Genomic DNA, 18,675 nt, shown 5'->3' with positions numbered 1-18,675 from the left:
TCCGTACGGTCGAAGAGCGTCCCGGGCAGAACCGTAGGTCCACGAAGTCCACGGTCGGGGCGCCCGACATCAGGGGGAACCCATCATGGCCGTACGTATCCGCCGTTCCGCAGCCGTGGCCACCGTGGCCGTCGCCGCCGTCACCCTGCTCGCCGCCGGGTGTGGCGCAAGCGCCGGGGACGACGACGAACCCGAGCAGCGTTCGTTCGCGCTCCAGGGCCGCACGCTGACCGTCGACTCCGACGACTCCGCGCTCGAACTGGTCGCCGCCGACGTCGACAAGGTGAAGGTCACCCGGTGGTTCCAGGGCAGCGTCGTCGTCGGCGGGGACCCCAAGGTGACCTGGGCGATGGAGGACGACAGGCTCACGCTGCGGATGAAGTGCACGGGCGTGGTCGCCGACTGCTCGGCCAAGCACCGGATCGAGGTGCCGCGCGGCATCGCGGTCACCGTGAAGGACGGGGACGGCAGCGTACGGGCGAGCGGCTTCGAGGAAGCCCTGAACGTCCGCACGGGCGACGGTTCCGTGCACGTCAAGGACTCCAGCGGGCCCCTGACCCTGCACACCGGCGACGGTTCGGTCACCGCGACCGACGTCGGCTCCCGGCGCGTGGACGTGAACACGCGGGACGGCTCAGTGCGGCTCGTCCTCGCCGCCGTACCGGACCGGGTCGCCTCACGCAGCCACGACGGCTCCGTCACCATCGAGCTGCCCGCGGAGGCGACGTACCGCGTGGACACCGAGACCGGCGACGGCAGCGTCGATGTATCCGTGCCCCGCGACGAGCGCAGCGCACACGAGGTGTCCGCCCACACACGGGACGGGAAAGTCACGGTGCGTACGGCGAACTAACCGGGCCGTGTGTTCGTCCCTACCTGGTGGGAGAATGACACCGGGCAGGGTGGACCACAGCACGGGAGAGGGATGTGACGGCGACACCTTCACAGCCGTACACGCCGTTTGTGCCATGGGCACAGCAACTACCTCGCCACCGTGCCGATTTGAGGGCCACGAGGGCTGCCGGGACCCTCGGCGCCGCCCGTGACCTGCTGACCCTGGTCCTCCTTCCGCTCCCGCTGCTCGCGCTCACGCTCCCCGCCGCGTTCACCGGCGGCGGGACGCGGCGGTGGTTCGGCGGCCGTTCCGAGAGCCAGCGGGCCGAGGCGCAGGCGGCCAAGGACGCCGCCGCGGCCGCGTTCTACGAACTCGACACCGCGCAGCGCGATCTGCGCATCTCGATCGAGACCATCACGGCCGTCGACGACTCCCCCGCGGCCCGGCGCACGGTTTCCGACTTCGACGCGCTGGGGCGTCGTATCGACGAGGTCAGTCATACGTACATCAACGCGGTCGACGCCCACGACCTCGACCGCGACGACCTGGAGGCCTCCGTCGCGGCCCGGGCGCGTACGGAGCTGACCAAGGCCAAGGACGAGCTGGCCCGCGTCAAGCAGGAGCTGGACCGGTTCGCCGACGGGCTCGGCCCGCTGCTCGGCAAGGCCGAGACCCAGCTGGCCCGGCTCGCCCCGGCCGTCGAGCGCGCCCGCCAGGCCCTGCTCGCCGCCTCGAACGCCCTTGATGCCGTACGAGGCTCAGGGCTCAAGGCCGACGACCTGGCCGCCCGCCTCGCCGCCCTCGGCCCCGAGCTGACCAAGCTCAACCAAGGCGCCGGGCAGCACGGCGTCCCGGAGACTCTGGAGCGCGCCGACCGGGTCGCGCGCGACGCCGAGGCGGTGCGCGCGGAGGCCGAGCGACTGCCGGAGCGGGCCGCCGAGATCGACCGCCGCCTGGTCTCGCTACGGACGCGTGCCCAGGCTCTGACCACCCGTTCCGGGCAGGTGGATCCGGTGCTGAGCGAGCTGCGGCGCCGGTTCACGGCCGCGTGCTGGCAGGACCTTCAGCACGTACCGGACCAGGCCGCCGAGACCGTACGACAGGCCGAGGCGAAGCTGACGGAGGCCAAGGCCGCGCGCGACGAGCAGCGCTGGGCGGACGCTACGGCGCTGCTGTCGACGGTGCGGGCCTTGCTGAACACGACCGACGAAGCCGTGTCCGCGGCCGGGGACCGGCTGCGGCGGCTGAACGAGGTACAGAAGGACCCGCAGCGGGAGATCGACCGTACGCGCTTCGCGATCCGTGACGCCCAGCGGCTGGCGATGGCAGGCCGCCATACGCCCGACCCGCGTCACGCCCGGCCGCTCGACGACTCGGTGGGCCGTCTGGAACGGGCCGTCGCCACCCTGGAGGGGCGGCACCCTGATTACTGGCACTTCCTGACCGAGACGGAGGCCGTGCGGCGGACGGTGTCCCGGGTGGTGGCGCAGATCCGTGAGGAACGCGGGCACTCCGCCTGAAGTACGCGTCCCTTCGGCGCACGGCCGCCCGCTAATCTGTCCGTATGCCTCGCTACGAGTACCGCTGCCGGACCTGCGGCGACACCTTCGAGAAGAGCCGCCCCATGGCCGAGTCCTCGGCGCCCGCCGCCTGCCCGGCCGGCCACGACGACACGGTGAAGCTGCTGTCGACGGTCGCGGTCGGCGGCTCGGCCTCGGCGCCCGCGACCGCGCCGGCGCCCAAGGCGAGCGGCGGAGGATGCTGCGGCGGGGGCTGCTGCGGCTGACGCCAGGTTCCTCAAGTCCCTCAGCTCCCCAAATAGCGGAGTACGGCCAGGACCCTGCGGGAGTAGCCCTCGCCTCCGGTCAGCTCGAGCTTGTCGAAGATCGCGTTGATGTGCTTCTCGACCCCGCTGAGGGAGATGTGCATCCGTCGCGCGATGGCCGCGTTCGTGTGCCCCTGCGCCATCTCCGCCAGCACGTCCCGCTCGCGCGGGGTGAGCCGGTCCAGCAGGTCTGCGCGCTCGCTGCGCCCGAGGAGCTGACGCACGACCTCGGGGTCGAAGGCGGCCCTCCCCTGACTCACCCGCTCCAACGCGTCCAGAAACTCGTCGACTTGTACGACACGGTCCTTGAGCAGATAGCCGACGCCCTCCGAGTCTCCGGTCAACAGCTCCGTCGCGTACCGCTTCTCGACATACTGCGAGAGCACCAGCACGCCCACGTCCGGCCAGCGCTCGCGAATCTCCAGGGCCGCGCGCAGGCCCTCGTCGCTGTGGGTGGGAGGCATGCGCACGTCTGCCACCACCACGTCCGGCGGCTCGTCGGCGACGGCCGCCAGCAGCCGCTCGGCGTCGCCGACCGCGGCCAGCACCTCGTGGCCCTCCTCGGCGAGCAGGCGCACGAGACCCTCTCTGAGCAGGGTCGAGTCCTCGGCCAGGATTACGCGCACGGCAGCTCCGCGGTGATGACGGTGGGCCCGCCGGGCGGACTGAGCACATGGAACCTGCCGTCGAGGGCGTCGACCCGCCGGGCGAGCCCGAACAGCCCGCTGCCCGTGGGATTCGCGCCACCCATGCCGTCGTCCTCGATCCGTACGCACAGGACACCCTCGGCCGCCCACAGGTGGACGGTGATACGGCTCGCCGCCGCGTGCTTGACCGCGTTGGTCACTGCCTCGCAGACCACGAAGTACGCGACGGACGCCGTCGCCTTCTCCGGCTCCGCAGCCAGCTCGTACTCCACACGCACCGGCACGGACGAGCGCTCGGCGACCGTCTCCAGGGCCGCTCGCAGTCCCGCCTTGTCCAGCGTGGTCGGGTAGATTCGCCAGGCCACCTCTCGCAACTCGGCTAGCGCCTGCCGGCTCTCGTCGTGGGCCTGTCGCAGCAGCCGGTCCGCGCGCTCCGGGTCCTGGCTGCGCAGGGCGCGGCCGAGCAGCATGCCGAGGGCGACGAGCCGCTGTTGTACGCCGTCGTGCAGGTCGCGCTCGATACGGCGCCGTTCGTCGTCGACGGCGTCCACCACCCCGGCGCGGCTCGCGGCCAGCTCCACGATCCGCCGCTCCAACTCCTCCTGGTGGCTGGGCCCGAGGAAGTGCCGGGCCAACTGCCGCTCCAGCTCGGCCACTCCGAATATCCCCTGCACGGCGAGGAAGAACAGAAACAGCCCACCGAAGGTGCCGAGGACCATCGCACCGGGATTCTCGATGTCCGTGACCAACCAGCCGAACGCCCCGAACATGCCGTACGCGAGACCGATCGCCACCGACAGCATCACGACCGCACCCAGCGCGCCGAGTGTCCAGCGGCACGCGATGTAGCGCAGGGCGCGCGCATCCTCGTACGCGGGAGATACGGACACGCTCATCCAGGTCCCGAGCCGTCGGCGCTCGAACTGTGTCAGTCTCCGCGCACCCGCGAACACGGGCCGGAGCACGGCCTGCCGGCCGCGCGGCCAGGCCAGTACGGGTAACAGGGCGAGGCCGGACAGAACGGTGAAGAGCAGCTCGACGGCGGCCGAGGCGGCTCCGGTCATGAGCCCCACCCCGCACCACGCCCCACGTCGCGCCACATCTCGCATGATCGCCACGCTAGCCGGGCGTCGGGGCGGCGCGCACTGCGGAAAACCGCAATTCCGAACTGCGGTTGACCGCATGGAACCTTGCGGTCGGCCTCAGGGTCTCTTCAGGTTCGGTTTTCTAGCGTGAGCGGCATGACAGCCATCGCAGCCGGCGTCGCGGCGGACAGCGGCGCGCCTCAGTGGATCAACAGCCTCATGGACACGCTCGGGGCGCCGGGCGCGGGCATCGCCATCGCCCTGGAAAACCTCTTCCCGCCTCTACCGAGCGAGGTCATCCTGCCACTCGCGGGGTTCGCGGCGAGCACCGGACAGATGAACCTGTTCGCGGCACTGCTGTGGACGACGGCCGGTTCCGTCATAGGCGCACTCGCGCTGTACGGAGTGGGGGCGCTGCTCGGCCGCGACCGCACGGTGGCGATCGCGGCCCGGTTGCCGCTGGTGAAGGTCGCGGACATAGAGAAGACGGAGGCGTGGTTCGTCCGGCACGGCACCAAGGCCGTGTTCTTCGGACGCATGATTCCGATCTTCCGCAGTCTGATATCCGTGCCCGCGGGCGTCGAGCGCATGCGCCTGCCCGTCTTCCTCTGCCTGACCACGCTGGGCAGCGCGATCTGGAACACCGTCTTCGTCCTCGCCGGCTATCTGCTCGGCGAGAACTGGACGGAGGTCAGCGGCTATGTGTCGGCCTACTCGAAGGTGGTGCTGGTCGCGGCGGTGCTCGCGGTGCTGTTCTTCGCGGGCGTACGGCTGTTCAGGCCGGGGCGGGGCGGGCGACGGCGCGCCAAGGAGCGGGAAGCGTCCACAGCCTCGTCCACCGCAGCCGCCGTTGAGGCCCCTACCGGACCTCCCGCAGGAACTCCCGCAGAATCCGCTCACCCGCGGCGACACCCCGTTCCGGAAGAGAGGTGATGCCGGGGGCCGTCCAGCCCACGTCGGCCAGTTCGCCGTGGCCCGGGCGCCAGCCCCGGTCGGCGGCGAGGAGGAGATCGGCGTCGAGGAGGGAGTCACCTGCCGCGAGGGTGCGGTCGGCTCCGGTGCGGCGGGCGATCTCCCGCATGGCGGCGCTCTTGGTGAGCGGCTTCGGTACGGCGTAGATCTTGCGGCCCTGGAGAGAGACCGTCCAGCCGAGGTTCTCCGCCCAGACGGCCAGTTCCTTCACCCAGTCCTCGGGGAGCAGTTCACGCTCGACGACGACGTATGCGAAGAGGTCCTCGGCGACGCGGTGCTTGCGCACCCAGGCGGGATCGGCGGTGGCCGTCATATGGGCCCGCACCTCGGCGAGCGGGGCGCACTCGCCGGCCAGGCGCCCGGTGACCTGCGCGTGCCACTCCGGGTCCGAGACACCGTCGACAAGGAGATGGCCGCCGTTGGCGCAAATCGCGAACTTCGGGGCGGAGCCGGGGAGTTGGATGCGCCGGTACTGCTGACGCGTACGGGTCGTGGTCGGCACGAAGACGGCCGCCTCGCCGAGTTCGGCGAGCAGTCCTGCCGCGGTCTCCGTCATGTACGACAGCGGTTTGCTCTCGTACACCTCGACGCACAGCAGCCGCGGCGCCCGCTCGTCCGGCAGGGGCAACGCGAGCGCGGCGGCGGAGTAGATGAGCGTGCGGTCGAGGTCGCTGGCCACGAGCACCTTCGGCGAGGACATCAGACCGTCACCGCCTTGCCGTCGGCGCCGGTCGCCCCGCGCGTGTACTGGGGGTGGATCAACCCCACGCAGGTGTACGGGAGTTCGGCCACCTCCTCGACGGGCACGCCCCGCTGCTCGGCGAGCAGGCGTACGTGAGCCAGGTCTGCGCCCGCTCCCGCGCGGGCGAGGATCTTCCACGGGACGCGGCGCAGCAGTACGCGAGTCGTCTCGCCGACGCCCGGCTTCACGAGGTTCACATCATGGATGCCGTACTCCTCGCTGATCCGCTCGACAGCCGCCCAGCCCTCCCAGCTTGGGCTGCGGTCCATGGAGAGCAGTTCCTTGACCAGGGTGTCGACCGCGTCGCCGACCTCGTCGAAGCGGTCGGAGATGGCGTCCAGGAAGTCGACGGAGACGTCCGCGTCGGCAAGCTCGCGATAGAACTTCGCGCCGTGGAAGTCGTGCTCCCCGACCAGGTCGGCGCGCAGCACCGTACGCGAAATGAGCCCGGAGACCGTCGAGTTGAGGCAGGCGGAGGGGATGAGGAAGTCCTCGCGGGTGCCGTAGGTGCGTACGCAGGAGCCGGGGTCGGCGAGCACCGCGATCTCCGGGTCGAAGCCGGTGATGCCGTCGGAGACCTCGAACTCCTCGATGGCCTGGGCGAGTTCGCGCGTGATGGCGCCCTTGCCGGTCCAGCCGTCCACGAAGACGACATCGGCCGGGTCGTGGTGGGCGGCCAGCCAGCGCAGCGCGTTGGCGTCGATGCCGCGCCCGCGCACGATGGAGACGGCGTAATGAGGGAGGTCCAGCCCGTGCCGGTGCTTGGCCCAGCGGCGCATCAGGATGCCGATGGGGGTGCCGGCGCGGGCGAGCGACACGAGGACGGGCCGCGGCGACCGCTCCGCCAGCACGGTCTCGGTGACGGCGCCCGCAGCCTGGGCGATGCGCGCGGCCGAGGTGTCCAGCGCGGCGCGGAACAGCTCCTGGTACTGGTCACTCGGCTGGTACTCCACCGGCAGCGACTCCGCGTAGTGCGCGCCCCCGCTCTGGATCGCCTCCTCGCGCTCCTCCGTCGGCGCCTCCAGCGTCACGTCCGAGAGGTCCTGGAGCAGCCAGCCGACCTCGTCAGGTGCGTACGAGGAAAAGTCGGGGCCGCGGAGGGGCTCGGGCAGCATGGAGGGCCTTTCGGACAGCTGCGGGGTGGGGGCGTACGACGGTATGTACGAGGGGACGACGGCCAGCAGCACGCTCGGGGTGTGGGCGGCGAGCTGCGCCAACAGGCCGTCCGGGGCGTGCAGTTCGGCGGTGTCGGCGACCGAGTCGACCACGGCGACGACGGCGTCGAATCCGGCGCCCGCGACGTTGTAGGCGTAGCGCTCGCCGGGGCCGTCGCCCGGCCGGTCGTGGGCGGGGAAGACCAGGCGGCTGCGGATCGCGTAACCGGGGTCGTCGACAGCGAGGACGGGAGAACGGGTCGTGGTGGAGTAGCGGACCTCGGCGTCGGTCAGCTCCTCCAGCGCGACACCGAGCCGCAGCGGCGCGTACATCAACTCCTCGAAGCCGAGGACGAGTACGCGTCGCGCTTCGTCCGGCAGCGCGTCCGCGAGCCGCGCGGCCATGGCGGGCAGGGCGCCCTCCAGGCGTATGCGGTGCTCGGGGGTGAAGCCGTGCCGGCCGCCGTCGGGCAGGCCCTGCGGCCAGCCGAGTTCCACTCGCGCGACGGTGCCGCGCTCCGGAAGCCCTGCCGGCCCCGGCAGCTGTTCTGCGGCCGTCTCGTGCTCGGTGACCAGGGCCTGCCCCTTCTCCAGTACGCCGTCGGGCAGCCGCACCGTGCCCGAGGCCGCCGCCACCAGGTCCACGCGGGCGCCGATCTCGCGGGCGAAGGCGTCGAGGCGGCCCTGGTCGGCCGGGGAGCGCATGTCGACGAGCGCGACGATCACGTAGTGCTCGCGCGGGTAGCGCTCGTGCAGCGCGCGGATCGTGTTGAGCACGGTGTTGCCCGTGGAGAACTCGTCGTCCACGAGGACCAGCGCCCCGTCGCCCGCGAGCAGCCCGGGCTTCTCCGGCAGCAGCAGATGCGAGGTGGCGTGCGAGTGGGACTCCTCGAAGCCGCCCGCGCGCTCGACCCCTTCGACGGGGCGCCGCGTCGAGTGCAGGTAGGGCGCGAGGCCCAGGCCGTCCGCGACCGAGTGGCCGAGGCCCGTCGCCGTCTCCGCGTAACCGAGCACCACGGCACGGCTCGCCGCTGCGTCGCCGAGCAGTTCACGCACCCGGTGGCCCAGTTCGTACCCGGCCTGCCACACCGTGCGCGGGCTCTGCGGTACGTGCTTGCCCAGCACGTTCGACACGAGCAGATGCGCGCGCTTGGGGTTGCGCCGCAGGGCAAGCCCCAGCAGCTCGCTCAGCTTCTCGTCACCGACGAGTTCGACGCCGAGCCGCTCGGCGACCCAGGTCCCTGTCCACACCACGTTTTCCATTAAATCCCTGTGTTCGGCCGGGGAACCCGGCGGCTAAATCCCTGTGCTCAGCCGGGCAGACCGGTCAGCTGGGCAGCCCGGCGGCAAGCAGCTCCACGAAGCCGATGTCCTCGTTCGCGACGCCGAAGACCTCGGCGCGCTGCAGGGTGCGCTCGGCCCAGGCGCGGTGCGGCTTCACCTCGTTCATCTTGTTCGTGTACGCGGACCGCAGGACGCCTCCGCCGCCACGCTCCGGACGCAGTATGTCCTGGGCGTCGCTGTACTCCTCGTGGCTGACCACGGACAGGGCGTGCACGGGCAGTACGTGCGAGGGGTGGATGCAGGTCTTGCCGAGCAGACCGTTGGCGCGGTCGAGGGAGATCTCGCGCAGCAGCCCGTCCATGTCGTGCTCGATCAGCGCGTTGCGCAGGTCCTCGGCCTCCGGGGTGAAGGGGCTGCGGCGCAGTTGTGGCTTGAACATGCGCTCCTGGACCCGGAAGTACTCCCACACGGGCCCCGTCACGGTGAATCCGGTGCCGTCGGCCCGTCCCAGCACGTTCACCACGTCGGCGATCACGGAGGCCACGATCTGTACGTCGTACGCGGTCATGTCGGGCGCCCGGCGCAACCCGTACGAGGAGCAGAAGTCGGTGACGCCGAGCCTGAGCGCGAGGATCCGGTCGCGGTACTTGTCGACGGCGCGGAAGATGCCCGCGAGGGTGTCCACGCGGGACTCGCGGTACAGCAGGTCCGGCGATTCGAGGACGGGCATGGCGAACAGCCGCCGCCCGCTCGCGGCCTCGGCCGCGGTGAGCGCCTCCAGGAACGGCACGCCCCGCTCCTCGGTGAACTTCGGCAGTACGAAACCGGACAGCAGCCGGGCCGCGTCGCCGAGCCGCTGGACGAGGTCCGGGATCTGCTCCGGCGTACGGACGCGGACGAACAGCAGCGGCAGCTCCGTATCCGGGCAGCCATCGGCCAGGACCCCGAACTGCCGGACCAGGTTCTCCTCTGCGCCCGGAACCTCCGAGTCGTCTATGGAGTCCTCCAGGCACAGCACCATCGAGACGACGCCGCGCCCGGTCTGCTTCACGATGTCCTCGGCCAGCCGCGGTCTGGTCGCGGGGCTGTACAACGTGGCGCCGAGGGCCACGGAGAGCATCCGGGCCGGGGATTCCGCGGTGAAGACGCAGGGTTCCTGATGGAAGAGGCGCTGCCGCACCTCCGGAGCGATGTGCCCGAAATGACGCATGAGACTCCCCGGGGCGGCTGAGGCCTGACGATATGTGGCCGGTAATAGTACGTAGAGGCCCATGTCCGGGGTTCCCACCCGGCATGAAATTCAGGTTACGCAGATCAACACAGCCGAACACGGCCATGCCGTCCAGCGTCACATCGAACGGCTTGTGGCGCACCCCCGCATTGTCGTGACCAGGACCGAGAAGGCAGGATGACCGCATGACGCACGCGATGCTGAAGGGGTCGAACGTACCGCTGAACGCCAAGGCGGTACGGTCCGTGCTGCGCTGGTCGCCGGGGCCGGGCGTTCCCGACGTGGACGCCTCGGCGCTGCTCCTCGGGCCCGACGACCGTGTGCGATCCGACGAGGACTTCGTCTTCTACAACCAGCCCCGCCACCCCTCGGGCAAGGTCTGGCGACTCGGCAAGAAGCGGGTCGCCGAGGGGCTCACCGAAACGATCCAGTCGGATCTGGCGGGCGTCGACAAGGCCGTGACGAGGATCCTCCTGGTCGCCTCGGCGGACGGCGACACCTTCGACCGCGTCCGCGCCCTGCGGATCCTGCTGTACGACGCCGCCCTCGCGGACGGTGAGCCGCTGGCGTACTTCGACATCAAGCCGGAGACCGGCGAGGAGACCGCGCTGATCTGCGGTGAGCTGTACCGGCGCGGGGAGGGCTGGAAGTTCCGGGCGCTCGGCGAGGGCTATGCGAACGGCATCGAGGGTCTGGCGAGCGACTTCGGAATCGAGGTGGACGAGTCCGAGCCCGCGTCCGCGGGCAACTCGGTGCCGCTGCCGCCCGAGCAGCCCGCCGCCCCCGGTCTGCCCCAGCAACCCGCGCAGCCCGCCTACGGCTACCCCCCGGAGTCCACGACCCAGCCAGCGTACGGCTATCCGCAGCCGGCCTCCCCTGCCTCGTACGCCTATCCGCAAGCCGCACCGCCCCAGCCCGTCGCGGCGACCGCCCAGCCTGCGTACGGCTATCCCCACCCGGTCCCGGCCCTGCCCGACCCGGAGTTCAAACTGCCGCCGCAGGGACCGCAGTTCGTCGGGCGGTGAGCACCCCTCCGCAGCCCGCACACCCGCTTCAGGCGAGCGGGGCTCAACGGTCGGCCTTCGCTTTGTAACCGCGCCCCCACTGCAGCCCCCATCCATAGAGGCGGTCGAGTTCGGCCTGGAAGCCGTACACGAACTTCACCTCGCGCCGCACGATCAGCTCGTTCTTGACGTTCTCGATCATGACCACCGCGCAGGAACGGGCCTGCGGCTGGCGCTCGTCGAGGCCGACCTCGATCCGCGGGCCGTTGCTCGGGTAGAGGGTCACGATGGCGCGCGTACGGTCGAAGGCCGGGGTCTGGTCGTAGATGTAGACGAAGACCAGGAGCCGCTTGATCTGCTCCCGGTGGTCGAAGTTGACGAAGATCGTCTCGCCCGAGCCCGAGCCGAAGCGGTCGTCGCCGCTGAGTTTCACGTACGGCGGTCCGTTGAGCTCTCCGTAGAAGCTGCCCAGCGGCTGTACGACGCCCTTGGTGCCGTCCGTCAGCTCGTACAGGCACCCCAGGTCGAGGTCGACGTTGACCATGCTCTGGGTGTGCGCCTGCACCACTTCGGGCTTGAACGCCTGGAAGGGGTGGCGCAGCAGGCTGCCGCGCCGGCCGCCGCCTATGTCGGAGGTACGCATCCGCCAGGACAGGTTGATACGCAGATTGCCGTTGGCCGCGCCCTGTTTGGTGAGCGAGACCGACTGGTTCCGCTTGGTCAGCGTGATGGCGTTGGTCGCCGCGCTCCCCGAATCGAACGGCGTCGATCGCCCACCACGCCACAGACCGTCCCAGAAGCTCATTCCACCCCCACGGTTAGGTGTTCACCTCGACGAATACGACGACGGGGCGGCCATGAGGACTTCCTCGTGACCGCCCCGCCTCAAAGCGTTCCTCACCGGGAGAGGTGTCACACCCCGGACGAGATTTCTGCCTTGTCCGAGGCGTCAGCTTTTCCCTCGGCTGCCGCCAGTGCGCGGTTGCGGCGGACCGAGGACCAGAAGGACCAGGCGATCAGGACGACGCCGATGGAACCGGTGATGAACTCGTTGATCTCGTACTGGATGGTGATCAGCAGGATCGCGGCGAGCGCGCCGATCGCGTAGTGGGCGCCGTGCTCCAGGTAGACGTAGTCGTCGAGCGTGCCCTCGCGGACCAGGTAGACGGTGAGCGACCGGACGTACATGGCGCCGATGCCGAGACCGAGGGCCATCAGCACGATGTCGTTGGTGATGGCGAAGGCGCCGATGACACCGTCGAAGGAGAACGAGGCGTCCAGGACCTCCAGGTAGAGGAACATGAAGAAGGCCGCCTTGCCGGCCAGCGCCACCGCGGAGACCGGCTTGCCGGCCTTCTTGGCCTCCTCCTCGACCTCGTGCTCGTGCTCTTCCGATTCCTCGATCCGGTGCTCGAAGAAGCCGGAGAGGCCGCCGACGACCAGATACGTGATGAGACCGGCGACGCCGGAGAGCAGCACCGTCTCCGCCTTGTTGGCGGATCCGGCGTGCAGATGGGCGTTCTGGGCGAAGGTCAGCGCGACGCCCAGCAGGACGATCAGCGCGATGCAGGCCGAGAGCATGTCGACCTTGCCGAGCTTGGCCAGCGGGCGCTCGATCCAGCCCAGCCACTTTATGTCACGGTCCTCGAAGATGAAGTCGAGGAAGATCATCAGCAGGAACATGCCACCGAAGGCGGCGATCGACGGGTGGGCGTCGGTCACCAACTCCTCATAGCGATTCGCGTCGTTCAACGCCAGATCGACGGCCTCGATAGGGCCGAGCGAGGCGCTGACCGCCACGATCACGACGGGGAAGACCAGCCGCATTCCGAAGACGGCGATCAGAATGCCGATGGTGAGGAAGATCTTCTGCCAGAAGGCATTCATCTTCTTCAGGATTCCGGCGTTGACCACCGCGTTGTCGAAGGACAGCGAGATCTCGAGGACGGACAGGATCAGCACGATCCCGAACGCGCCCCATCCGCCGAACAGCACCGCTGCGACGAGGCCGAGCGCGGTGACCGCGAACGACCAGCCGAAGGTTTTCAGAACCACTGGCTACCCAATCATCTGTGTACGGGTCTCCCCCGCGCCGCGCGCGGCTTTACGAAACGTTGACTCCGAAGTCTAGAGCGATGCCCCGCAGCCCCGACGCGTACCCCTGTCCCACGGCTCGGAACTTCCATTCCGCGCCATATCGGTAGACCTCGCCGAAGATCATCGCGGTCTCCGTGGAGGCGTCCTCGGAGAGGTCGTAGCGGGCCAGTTCCTGGCCGTCGGCCTGGTTGACGACACGGATGAAGGCGTTGCTGACCTGGCCGAAGGTCTGGCCTCGGTTGTCGGCCTCGTGGATCGAGACCGGGAAGATGATCTTGTCGACGTTGGCCGGCACCTTGGAGAGGTCGATCAGGATCGACTCGTCGTCGCCGTCGCCCTCGCCGGTGAGGTTGTCGCCGGTGTGCTCGACCGAGCCGTCCGGGCTCTTGAGCTGGTTGTAGAAGATGAACCACTCGTCACCGAGCACCCGCCCCGAGTTGCACAGCAGTGCGCTGGCATCGAGGTCGAACGGGGCTCCGGTGGTGGAGCGCGCATCCCAGCCGAGCCCGATCAACACCTGCGTGAGGTTCGGTGCGGCCTTGGAGAGGGAGACATTGCCCCCCTTGGCGAGCGTGACGCCCATGTTTCTGTTCCTCCCCGGTCAAGCCTTCAGTTGTCGAGCGCGTCCGGCGCCGCACTAGTGGTGTGCGACGCCGGACGGGAGGTGAAGCGGCAGGTCCTGCCTTCTGTGACAGGAACCGAAAGGCTCAGACGTTGACCCCGAAGTCCTGCGCGATGCCGCGCAGGCCTGAGGCGTAGCCCTGGCCGATGGCGCGGAACTTCCACTCCGCACCGTGACGGTACAGCTCGCCGAAGACCATCGCGGTCTCCGTCGAGGCGTCCTCGGAGAGGTCGTACCGTGCGATCTCCGCGCCGCCGGCCTGGTTCACCACGCGGATGAACGCGTTGCGGACCTGGCCGAACGACTGCTGGCGGTTCTCGGCGTCGTAGATCGAGACCGGGAACACGATCTTCTCCACGTCCGCCGGTACGCCGGCGAGGTTGACCTTGATCTGCTCGTCGTCGCCCTCCCCCTCACCGGTGAGGTTGTCACCGGTGTGCTCGACCGAGCCGTCCTGGCTCTTGAGGTTGTTGAAGAACACGAAGTTGGCGTCGCTGCTGACCTTCCCCTCCGGGTTCGTCAGGATGGCGCTGGCGTCGAGGTCGAAGTCGGTGCCGGTGGTGGTGCGGACGTCCCACCCCAGACCGACGATGACCGCGGTAAGGCCAGGCGCCTCCTTGGAAAGCGATACGTTGCCGCCCTTGCTGAGGCTGACTCCCACGAGTCCTCCCATTGGTGTCCAGGGGCGGGGTGCCCCGTAGTGCGTTGCTATCGGATCAACGTGTCGATCCTAGTGAGGGGTTCCCTGTTGACGCAGGCCCTGCGCCCGAAGAATCACAGAGTGTCCAGCGCCTTCACGTACTCGTTCAGGTCACGCGCGTCCGGCAGCCCGTTCACGACGGTCCAGCGGACGACGCCTTCCTTGTCGATGATGAAGGTCCCGCGCACCGCGCACCCCTTGTCCTCGTCGAAGACGCCGTACGCACGCGAGACCTCGCCGTGCGGCCAGAAGTCGGACAGCAGCGGGTACTCCAGCTCCTCCTGCTCGCCGAAGACGCGCAGCGTGTGGATGGAGTCGTTGGACACGGCGAGCAGCTGGGTGTCGCGCTCGGAGAACTTCGGCAGGTTGTCGCGCAAGGCACACAGCTCGCCGGTGCACACGCCGGTGAAGGCGAAGGGGTAGAAGAGCAGCACGACGTTCTTCGCTCCGCGGAACTGGGAGAGCGTCACGGTGGCCCCGTGGTTGTCCTTCAACTCGAACTCCGGCGCCCTGGTCCCAACCTCGATCGCCATGGTCCTGCCATCCCTTCCTGGGGGTTCGTCGGGCAGGCCCCACCTTACGATCACTGTGGGCTGCATCCCAGGCCCCCTCGAGAGGGTCGTTTCTCGGCTACGGGCCCACAAAACCCCGGAGAGGCCCGCAAAAACGAGCCCCTCCGGTACTACGAGAACGTTCAGCCCAGCGGCAGCGTCACCTCTTCGACTTGGCCGCCTTGGGCGTAGCCAACCGGCTGCCACTCCAGTCCTTGCCCACGCTGATGCTCTTGGTCTGGGACAGCCCCGCGGTTGTCGCGGCTTCGGCGATATCGCTCGGCTCCACATAGCCGTCACGGCCGGTCTTCGGCGTCAGCAGCAGAATGCCGCCGCCCTCCTCGACGTACGTGGTGGCATCCACCAGCGCATCCGTCAGGTCGCCGTCGTCGTCACGGAACCAGAGCACCACGGCGTCGGCGACGTCGTCGTACTCCTCGTCCACGAGCTCGCTGCCGATCACTTCCTCAATGGCCTCGCGGAGCTCCTGGTCGACGTCGTCGTCGAAGCCGATCTCCTGGACCACCTGCTCGGGCTGGAATCCCAGCCTGGCGGCCAGGCTCGTCCGCTCCTCCGCGTGGTCCGCGGTCGCGCTCACGGGTTGCCTCCTGATCATGTTTGGTAAAGGTTCAAGCCACGCGCGTGCGCGAAGCATTGGCCGTAGTCCACACGGGCGGGACGGATCGCGCAAGTACCCGGCCGTCGAGACCGCCGAAACGGTGACGATCCTGGCGGTGTCGCCGCAACTCCAGACAGCCAATCATGGCTCTAGGTGACGCACACCACAGCGATCTGCCCGCTTTGTGAATTTCGGAACCCTATGAGGGTACGGGACTCGAATGGCTTTGCGGAACGCGTCATGGCTCGGGCGTATCGTTACGATTTGCCGGAACCCTCCCCCGGAGAACCGCGCGAACGTGCTGGTTACCCCTCGGTAGAGGTGACGTTTCCGTTTCCGAGGTACACGATGGGGATCGGTGCGGCCCTCAAGGACAACGGCGAGAACACCGACGACAACACTGAGCAAGAACCAAGAAAAACCGAGAAGAACGGCCTCCCTGAAAGCGAAGGAACAGCGTGGCTTCCGGACCCGATCGCAACCCGATCATCATTGGCGGCCTTCCGAGTCAGGTACCTGACTTCGATCCCGAAGAGACCCAGGAGTGGCTCGATTCCCTCGATGCCGCTGTCGACCAGCGCGGCCGGGAGCGAGCCCGGTATCTGATGCTGCGTCTGATCGAGCGGGCCCGCGAGAAGCGCGTGGCCGTGCCCGAGATGCGCAGCACGGACTACGTCAACACCATCGCCACCAAGGACGAGCCGTTCTTCCCCGGCAACGAGGAGACCGAGCGCAAGATCCTGAACGCGACCCGGTGGAACGCCGCGGTCATGGTCTCGCGGGCCCAGCGGCCCGGCATCGGCGTCGGCGGCCATATCGCCACCTTCGCCTCCTCCGCCTCGCTGTACGACGTGGGCTTCAACCACTTCTTCCGCGGCAAGGACGAGGGCGACGGCGGCGACCAGGTCTTCTTCCAGGGGCACGCCTCGCCGGGCATCTATGCGCGCGCCTTCATGCTGGACCGCCTCTCCGAGCGGCAGCTCGACGGCTTCCGCCAGGAGAAGTCGAAGTACCCCGACGGCCTGTCCAGCTACCCGCACCCCCGCTCGATGCCCGACTTCTGGGAGTTCCCGACCGTCTCCATGGGCCTCGGCCCGCTGGGCGCGATCTTCCAGGCGCGGATGAACCGCTACATGGAGGCACGCGGCATCGCGGACACCTCCAAGTCCCATGTGTGGGCCTTCCTCGGCGACGGCGAGATGGACGAGCCGGAGTCGCTCGGCCAGCTGTCCATCGCCGCGCGCGAGGGCTTGGACAACCTGACCTTCGTCGTCAACTGCAACCTCCAGCGGCTCGACGGCCCGGTGCGCGGCAACGGCAAGATCATCCAGGAGCTGGAGTCGCAGTTCCGGGGCGCCGGCTGGAACGTCATCAAGCTGGTCTGGGACCGCACCTGGGACCCGCTGCTCGCGCAGGACCGCGACGGTGTGCTGGTCAACAAGATGAACACCACGCCGGACGGCCAGTTCCAGACGTACGCCACCGAGACCGGCGCGTACATCCGCGACCACTTCTTCGGTGACGACCAGCGGCTGCGGACGATGGTCGAGAACATGACCGACGACCAGATCCTGCACCTGGGCCGCGGCGGTCACGACCACCGGAAGATCTTCGCGGCGTACTCGGCGGCCCGCGCCCACAAGGGCCAGCCGACGGTGATCCTCGCCAAGACGATCAAGGGCTGGACCCTCGGCCCGAACTTCGAGGGCCGTAACGCCACGCACCAGATGAAGAAGCTGACGGTCGCCGACCTCAAGGGCTTCCGCGACCGCCTGCACCTGCCGATCTCCGACAAGGAGCTGGAGGAGGGCCCGCCGCCGTACTACCACCCGGGCCGGGACTCCGAGGAGATCCAGTACATGCACGACCGCCGCAAGGGCCTGGGCGGTTACGTCCCGACCCGCGTCGTGCGCTCGAAGCCGCTCGCGCTGCCCGAGGACAAGACGTACGCGAGTGTGAAGAAAGGTTCCGGTCAGCAGTCGATCGCCACGACCATGGCGTTCGTACGGCTGTTGAAGGACCTCATGCGGGACAAGGAGATCGGCAAGCGGTTCGTGCTGATCGCACCGGACGAGTACCGCACCTTCGGCATGGACTCGTTCTTCCCGAGTGCGAAGATCTACAACCCGCTGGGCCAGCAGTACGAGGCCGTCGACCGCGACCTGCTGCTCGCGTACAAGGAGTCGCCGACCGGGCAGATGCTGCACGACGGCATCTCCGAGGCGGGCTGTACGGCCTCGCTGATCGCGGCGGGTTCGGCGTACGCCACGCACGGCGAGCCGCTCATCCCGGTCTACGTCTTCTACTCGATGTTCGGTTTCCAGCGCACCGGCGACCAGTTCTGGCAGATGGCCGACCAGCTGGCGCGCGGTTTCGTACTGGGTGCGACCGCCGGCCGTACGACGCTGACCGGTGAGGGTCTCCAGCACGCGGACGGCCACTCACAGCTGCTCGCCTCCACCAACCCGGGCTGTGTCGCGTACGACCCGGCGTACGGCTTCGAGATCGCGCACATCGTGAAGGACGGCCTTCGCCGGATGTACGGCTCCTCCGAGGAGCACCCGCACGGCGAGGACGTCTTCTACTACCTCACCGTCTACAACGAGCCGATCCAGCACCCATCGGAACCTGCGAGCGTGGACGTCGAGGGCATCCTCAAGGGCATCCACCGCTTCTCGGCGGGCACGTCGGGCTCCATTCCGGCGCAGATCATGGCGTCCGGTGTCGCGGTGCCGTGGGCCGTCGAGGCGCAGAAGATCCTCGCCGAGGAGTGGAACGTCAAGGCGGACGTCTGGTCGGCGACCTCCTGGAACGAGCTGCGGCGCGAGGCCGTGGAGGTGGAGCAGCACAACCTTCTGCATCCCGAGGAGGAGCAGCGCGTTCCGTATGTGACGCGGAAGTTGTCGGACGCCGAGGGTCCCTTCGTAGCGGTCTCCGACTGGATGCGATCGGTTCCGGATCAGATCTCGCGCTGGGTGCCCGGTACGTACCAGTCCCTGGGCGCGGACGGCTTCGGCTTCGCGGACACCCGCGGGGCGGCTCGCCGCTACTTCCACATCGACGCCCAGTCGATCGTGGTCGCGGTTCTCACGGAGCTTGCCCGCGAGGGGAAGGTCGATCGCTCGGCACTTAAGCAGGCCATCGATCGGTATCAGCTGCTGGATGTTTCGGCGGCGGATCCCGGTGCCGCGGGAGGCGACGCGTAAGCGCTCCGCTTGGGCAGCCGGTTCCAAGGTGCGTTCCTTGACTGCAGGTCCGTTGTGGCTGGTCGCGCCGTTCCCCGCCGGTTGCCTCCGGCGGTGGGGCG

At 68.9% G+C, this 18,675-nt stretch carries 17 protein-coding genes; 6 read left to right on the top strand and 11 right to left on the bottom strand.

The genetic code is table 11. From position 1 onward, the window contains the following. Positions 1 to 85 precede the first annotated feature (85 nt). The 3 genes from ACYVO6_RS42490 (at position 86) to ACYVO6_RS42480 (ending at position 2,621) form a co-directional block, all read left to right on the top strand. A complete protein-coding gene (locus ACYVO6_RS42490) occupies positions 86 to 853 on the top strand; it encodes a DUF4097 family beta strand repeat-containing protein (protein ID WP_461071115.1) in 768 nt (255 codons plus the stop codon). Positions 854 to 927: 74 nt separating this feature from the next. Further along, positions 928 to 2,355 (top strand): hypothetical protein, encoded by a 1,428-nt coding sequence (locus ACYVO6_RS42485; RefSeq protein WP_461071113.1) that lies wholly within the window; start codon positions 928 to 930, stop codon positions 2,353 to 2,355. A 44-nt stretch (positions 2,356 to 2,399) separates the two neighbouring features. Then, positions 2,400 to 2,621 (top strand): FmdB family zinc ribbon protein, encoded by a 222-nt coding sequence (locus tag ACYVO6_RS42480; RefSeq protein ID WP_386356530.1) that lies wholly within the window; start codon positions 2,400 to 2,402, stop codon positions 2,619 to 2,621. 20 nt (positions 2,622 to 2,641) lie between these two features. Here ACYVO6_RS42480 and ACYVO6_RS42475 read toward each other — a convergent pair whose 3' ends face one another. After that, on the bottom strand, positions 2,642 to 3,286 hold the full coding sequence (locus tag ACYVO6_RS42475) for a response regulator transcription factor (RefSeq protein ID WP_461071111.1): 645 nt from the start codon (positions 3,284 to 3,286) through the stop codon (positions 2,642 to 2,644). After that, on the bottom strand, positions 3,277 to 4,371 hold the full coding sequence (locus ACYVO6_RS42470) for a sensor histidine kinase (protein WP_461071109.1): 1,095 nt from the start codon (positions 4,369 to 4,371) through the stop codon (positions 3,277 to 3,279). Before ACYVO6_RS42470 ends, ACYVO6_RS42475 begins: the two co-directional genes overlap by 10 nt. 177 nt (positions 4,372 to 4,548) lie before the next feature. Between ACYVO6_RS42470 and ACYVO6_RS42465 the strand changes: the two genes are divergently transcribed. Next, positions 4,549 to 5,325 carry a DedA family protein gene (locus tag ACYVO6_RS42465; protein WP_461071107.1) on the top strand — a complete coding sequence of 259 codons (777 nt, stop codon included), beginning with the start codon at positions 4,549 to 4,551 and terminating at the stop codon, positions 5,323 to 5,325. Here ACYVO6_RS42465 and ACYVO6_RS42460 read toward each other — a convergent pair. The 3 genes from ACYVO6_RS42460 to ACYVO6_RS42450 form a co-directional block, all read right to left on the bottom strand. Next, on the bottom strand, positions 5,252 to 6,064 hold the full coding sequence (locus ACYVO6_RS42460) for an HAD family hydrolase (RefSeq protein WP_461071105.1): 813 nt from the start codon (positions 6,062 to 6,064) through the stop codon (positions 5,252 to 5,254). The genes ACYVO6_RS42465 and ACYVO6_RS42460 overlap by 74 nt on opposite strands. Next, complete coding sequence (locus ACYVO6_RS42455) at positions 6,064 to 8,523, bottom strand: phosphoribosyltransferase (protein ID WP_461071103.1); 2,460 nt, start codon at positions 8,521 to 8,523, stop codon at positions 6,064 to 6,066. The genes ACYVO6_RS42460 and ACYVO6_RS42455 overlap by 1 nt, the downstream gene beginning before the upstream one ends. 64 nt (positions 8,524 to 8,587) lie before the next feature. Continuing rightward, the gene (locus tag ACYVO6_RS42450; RefSeq protein ID WP_461071101.1) at positions 8,588 to 9,754 is read right to left on the bottom strand and encodes an HpcH/HpaI aldolase/citrate lyase family protein; all 1,167 of its coding nucleotides are present in this window, start codon (positions 9,752 to 9,754) and stop codon (positions 8,588 to 8,590) included. 206 nt (positions 9,755 to 9,960) lie between these two features. Here ACYVO6_RS42450 and ACYVO6_RS42445 point away from each other — a divergent pair, with 206 nt between their 5' ends. Next, positions 9,961 to 10,800, top strand: a complete 840-nt coding sequence (locus ACYVO6_RS42445; protein WP_461071099.1) for a TerD family protein — start codon at positions 9,961 to 9,963, stop codon at positions 10,798 to 10,800. Positions 10,801 to 10,843: 43 nt separating this feature from the next. Here the strand turns inward: ACYVO6_RS42445 and ACYVO6_RS42440 are convergent, their stop codons facing one another. The 6 genes from ACYVO6_RS42440 to ACYVO6_RS42415 form a co-directional block, all read right to left on the bottom strand. After that, positions 10,844 to 11,584 (bottom strand): TerD family protein, encoded by a 741-nt coding sequence (locus tag ACYVO6_RS42440; RefSeq protein ID WP_461071097.1) that lies wholly within the window; start codon positions 11,582 to 11,584, stop codon positions 10,844 to 10,846. 107 nt (positions 11,585 to 11,691) lie between these two features. Continuing rightward, the gene (locus ACYVO6_RS42435) at positions 11,692 to 12,834 is read right to left on the bottom strand and encodes a DUF475 domain-containing protein (protein WP_461071095.1); all 1,143 of its coding nucleotides are present in this window, start codon (positions 12,832 to 12,834) and stop codon (positions 11,692 to 11,694) included. Between the two features lie 49 nt (positions 12,835 to 12,883). After that, positions 12,884 to 13,459: a TerD family protein gene (locus ACYVO6_RS42430; protein ID WP_461071093.1), complete on the bottom strand. Its 576-nt coding sequence runs from the start codon at positions 13,457 to 13,459 to the stop codon at positions 12,884 to 12,886. A 124-nt stretch (positions 13,460 to 13,583) separates the two neighbouring features. Next, the gene (locus ACYVO6_RS42425; RefSeq protein WP_461071091.1) at positions 13,584 to 14,159 is read right to left on the bottom strand and encodes a TerD family protein; all 576 of its coding nucleotides are present in this window, start codon (positions 14,157 to 14,159) and stop codon (positions 13,584 to 13,586) included. 113 nt (positions 14,160 to 14,272) lie between these two features. Then, the gene (locus ACYVO6_RS42420) at positions 14,273 to 14,731 is read right to left on the bottom strand and encodes a peroxiredoxin (protein WP_461071089.1); all 459 of its coding nucleotides are present in this window, start codon (positions 14,729 to 14,731) and stop codon (positions 14,273 to 14,275) included. 178 nt (positions 14,732 to 14,909) lie between these two features. After that, positions 14,910 to 15,347, bottom strand: a complete 438-nt coding sequence (locus tag ACYVO6_RS42415; RefSeq protein ID WP_328771960.1) for a DUF3052 domain-containing protein — start codon at positions 15,345 to 15,347, stop codon at positions 14,910 to 14,912. A gap of 479 nt (positions 15,348 to 15,826) precedes the next feature. Here ACYVO6_RS42415 and aceE point away from each other — a divergent pair, with 479 nt between their 5' ends. Continuing rightward, the gene (gene aceE / locus ACYVO6_RS42410) at positions 15,827 to 18,574 is read left to right on the top strand and encodes a pyruvate dehydrogenase (acetyl-transferring), homodimeric type (protein ID WP_461071087.1); all 2,748 of its coding nucleotides are present in this window, start codon (positions 15,827 to 15,829) and stop codon (positions 18,572 to 18,574) included. Positions 18,575 to 18,675: the final 101 nt, after the last annotated feature.

Source organism: Streptomyces pseudoechinosporeus (assembly GCF_054783935.1).
This window is presented reverse-complemented; position numbering and strand designations above follow the sequence as displayed.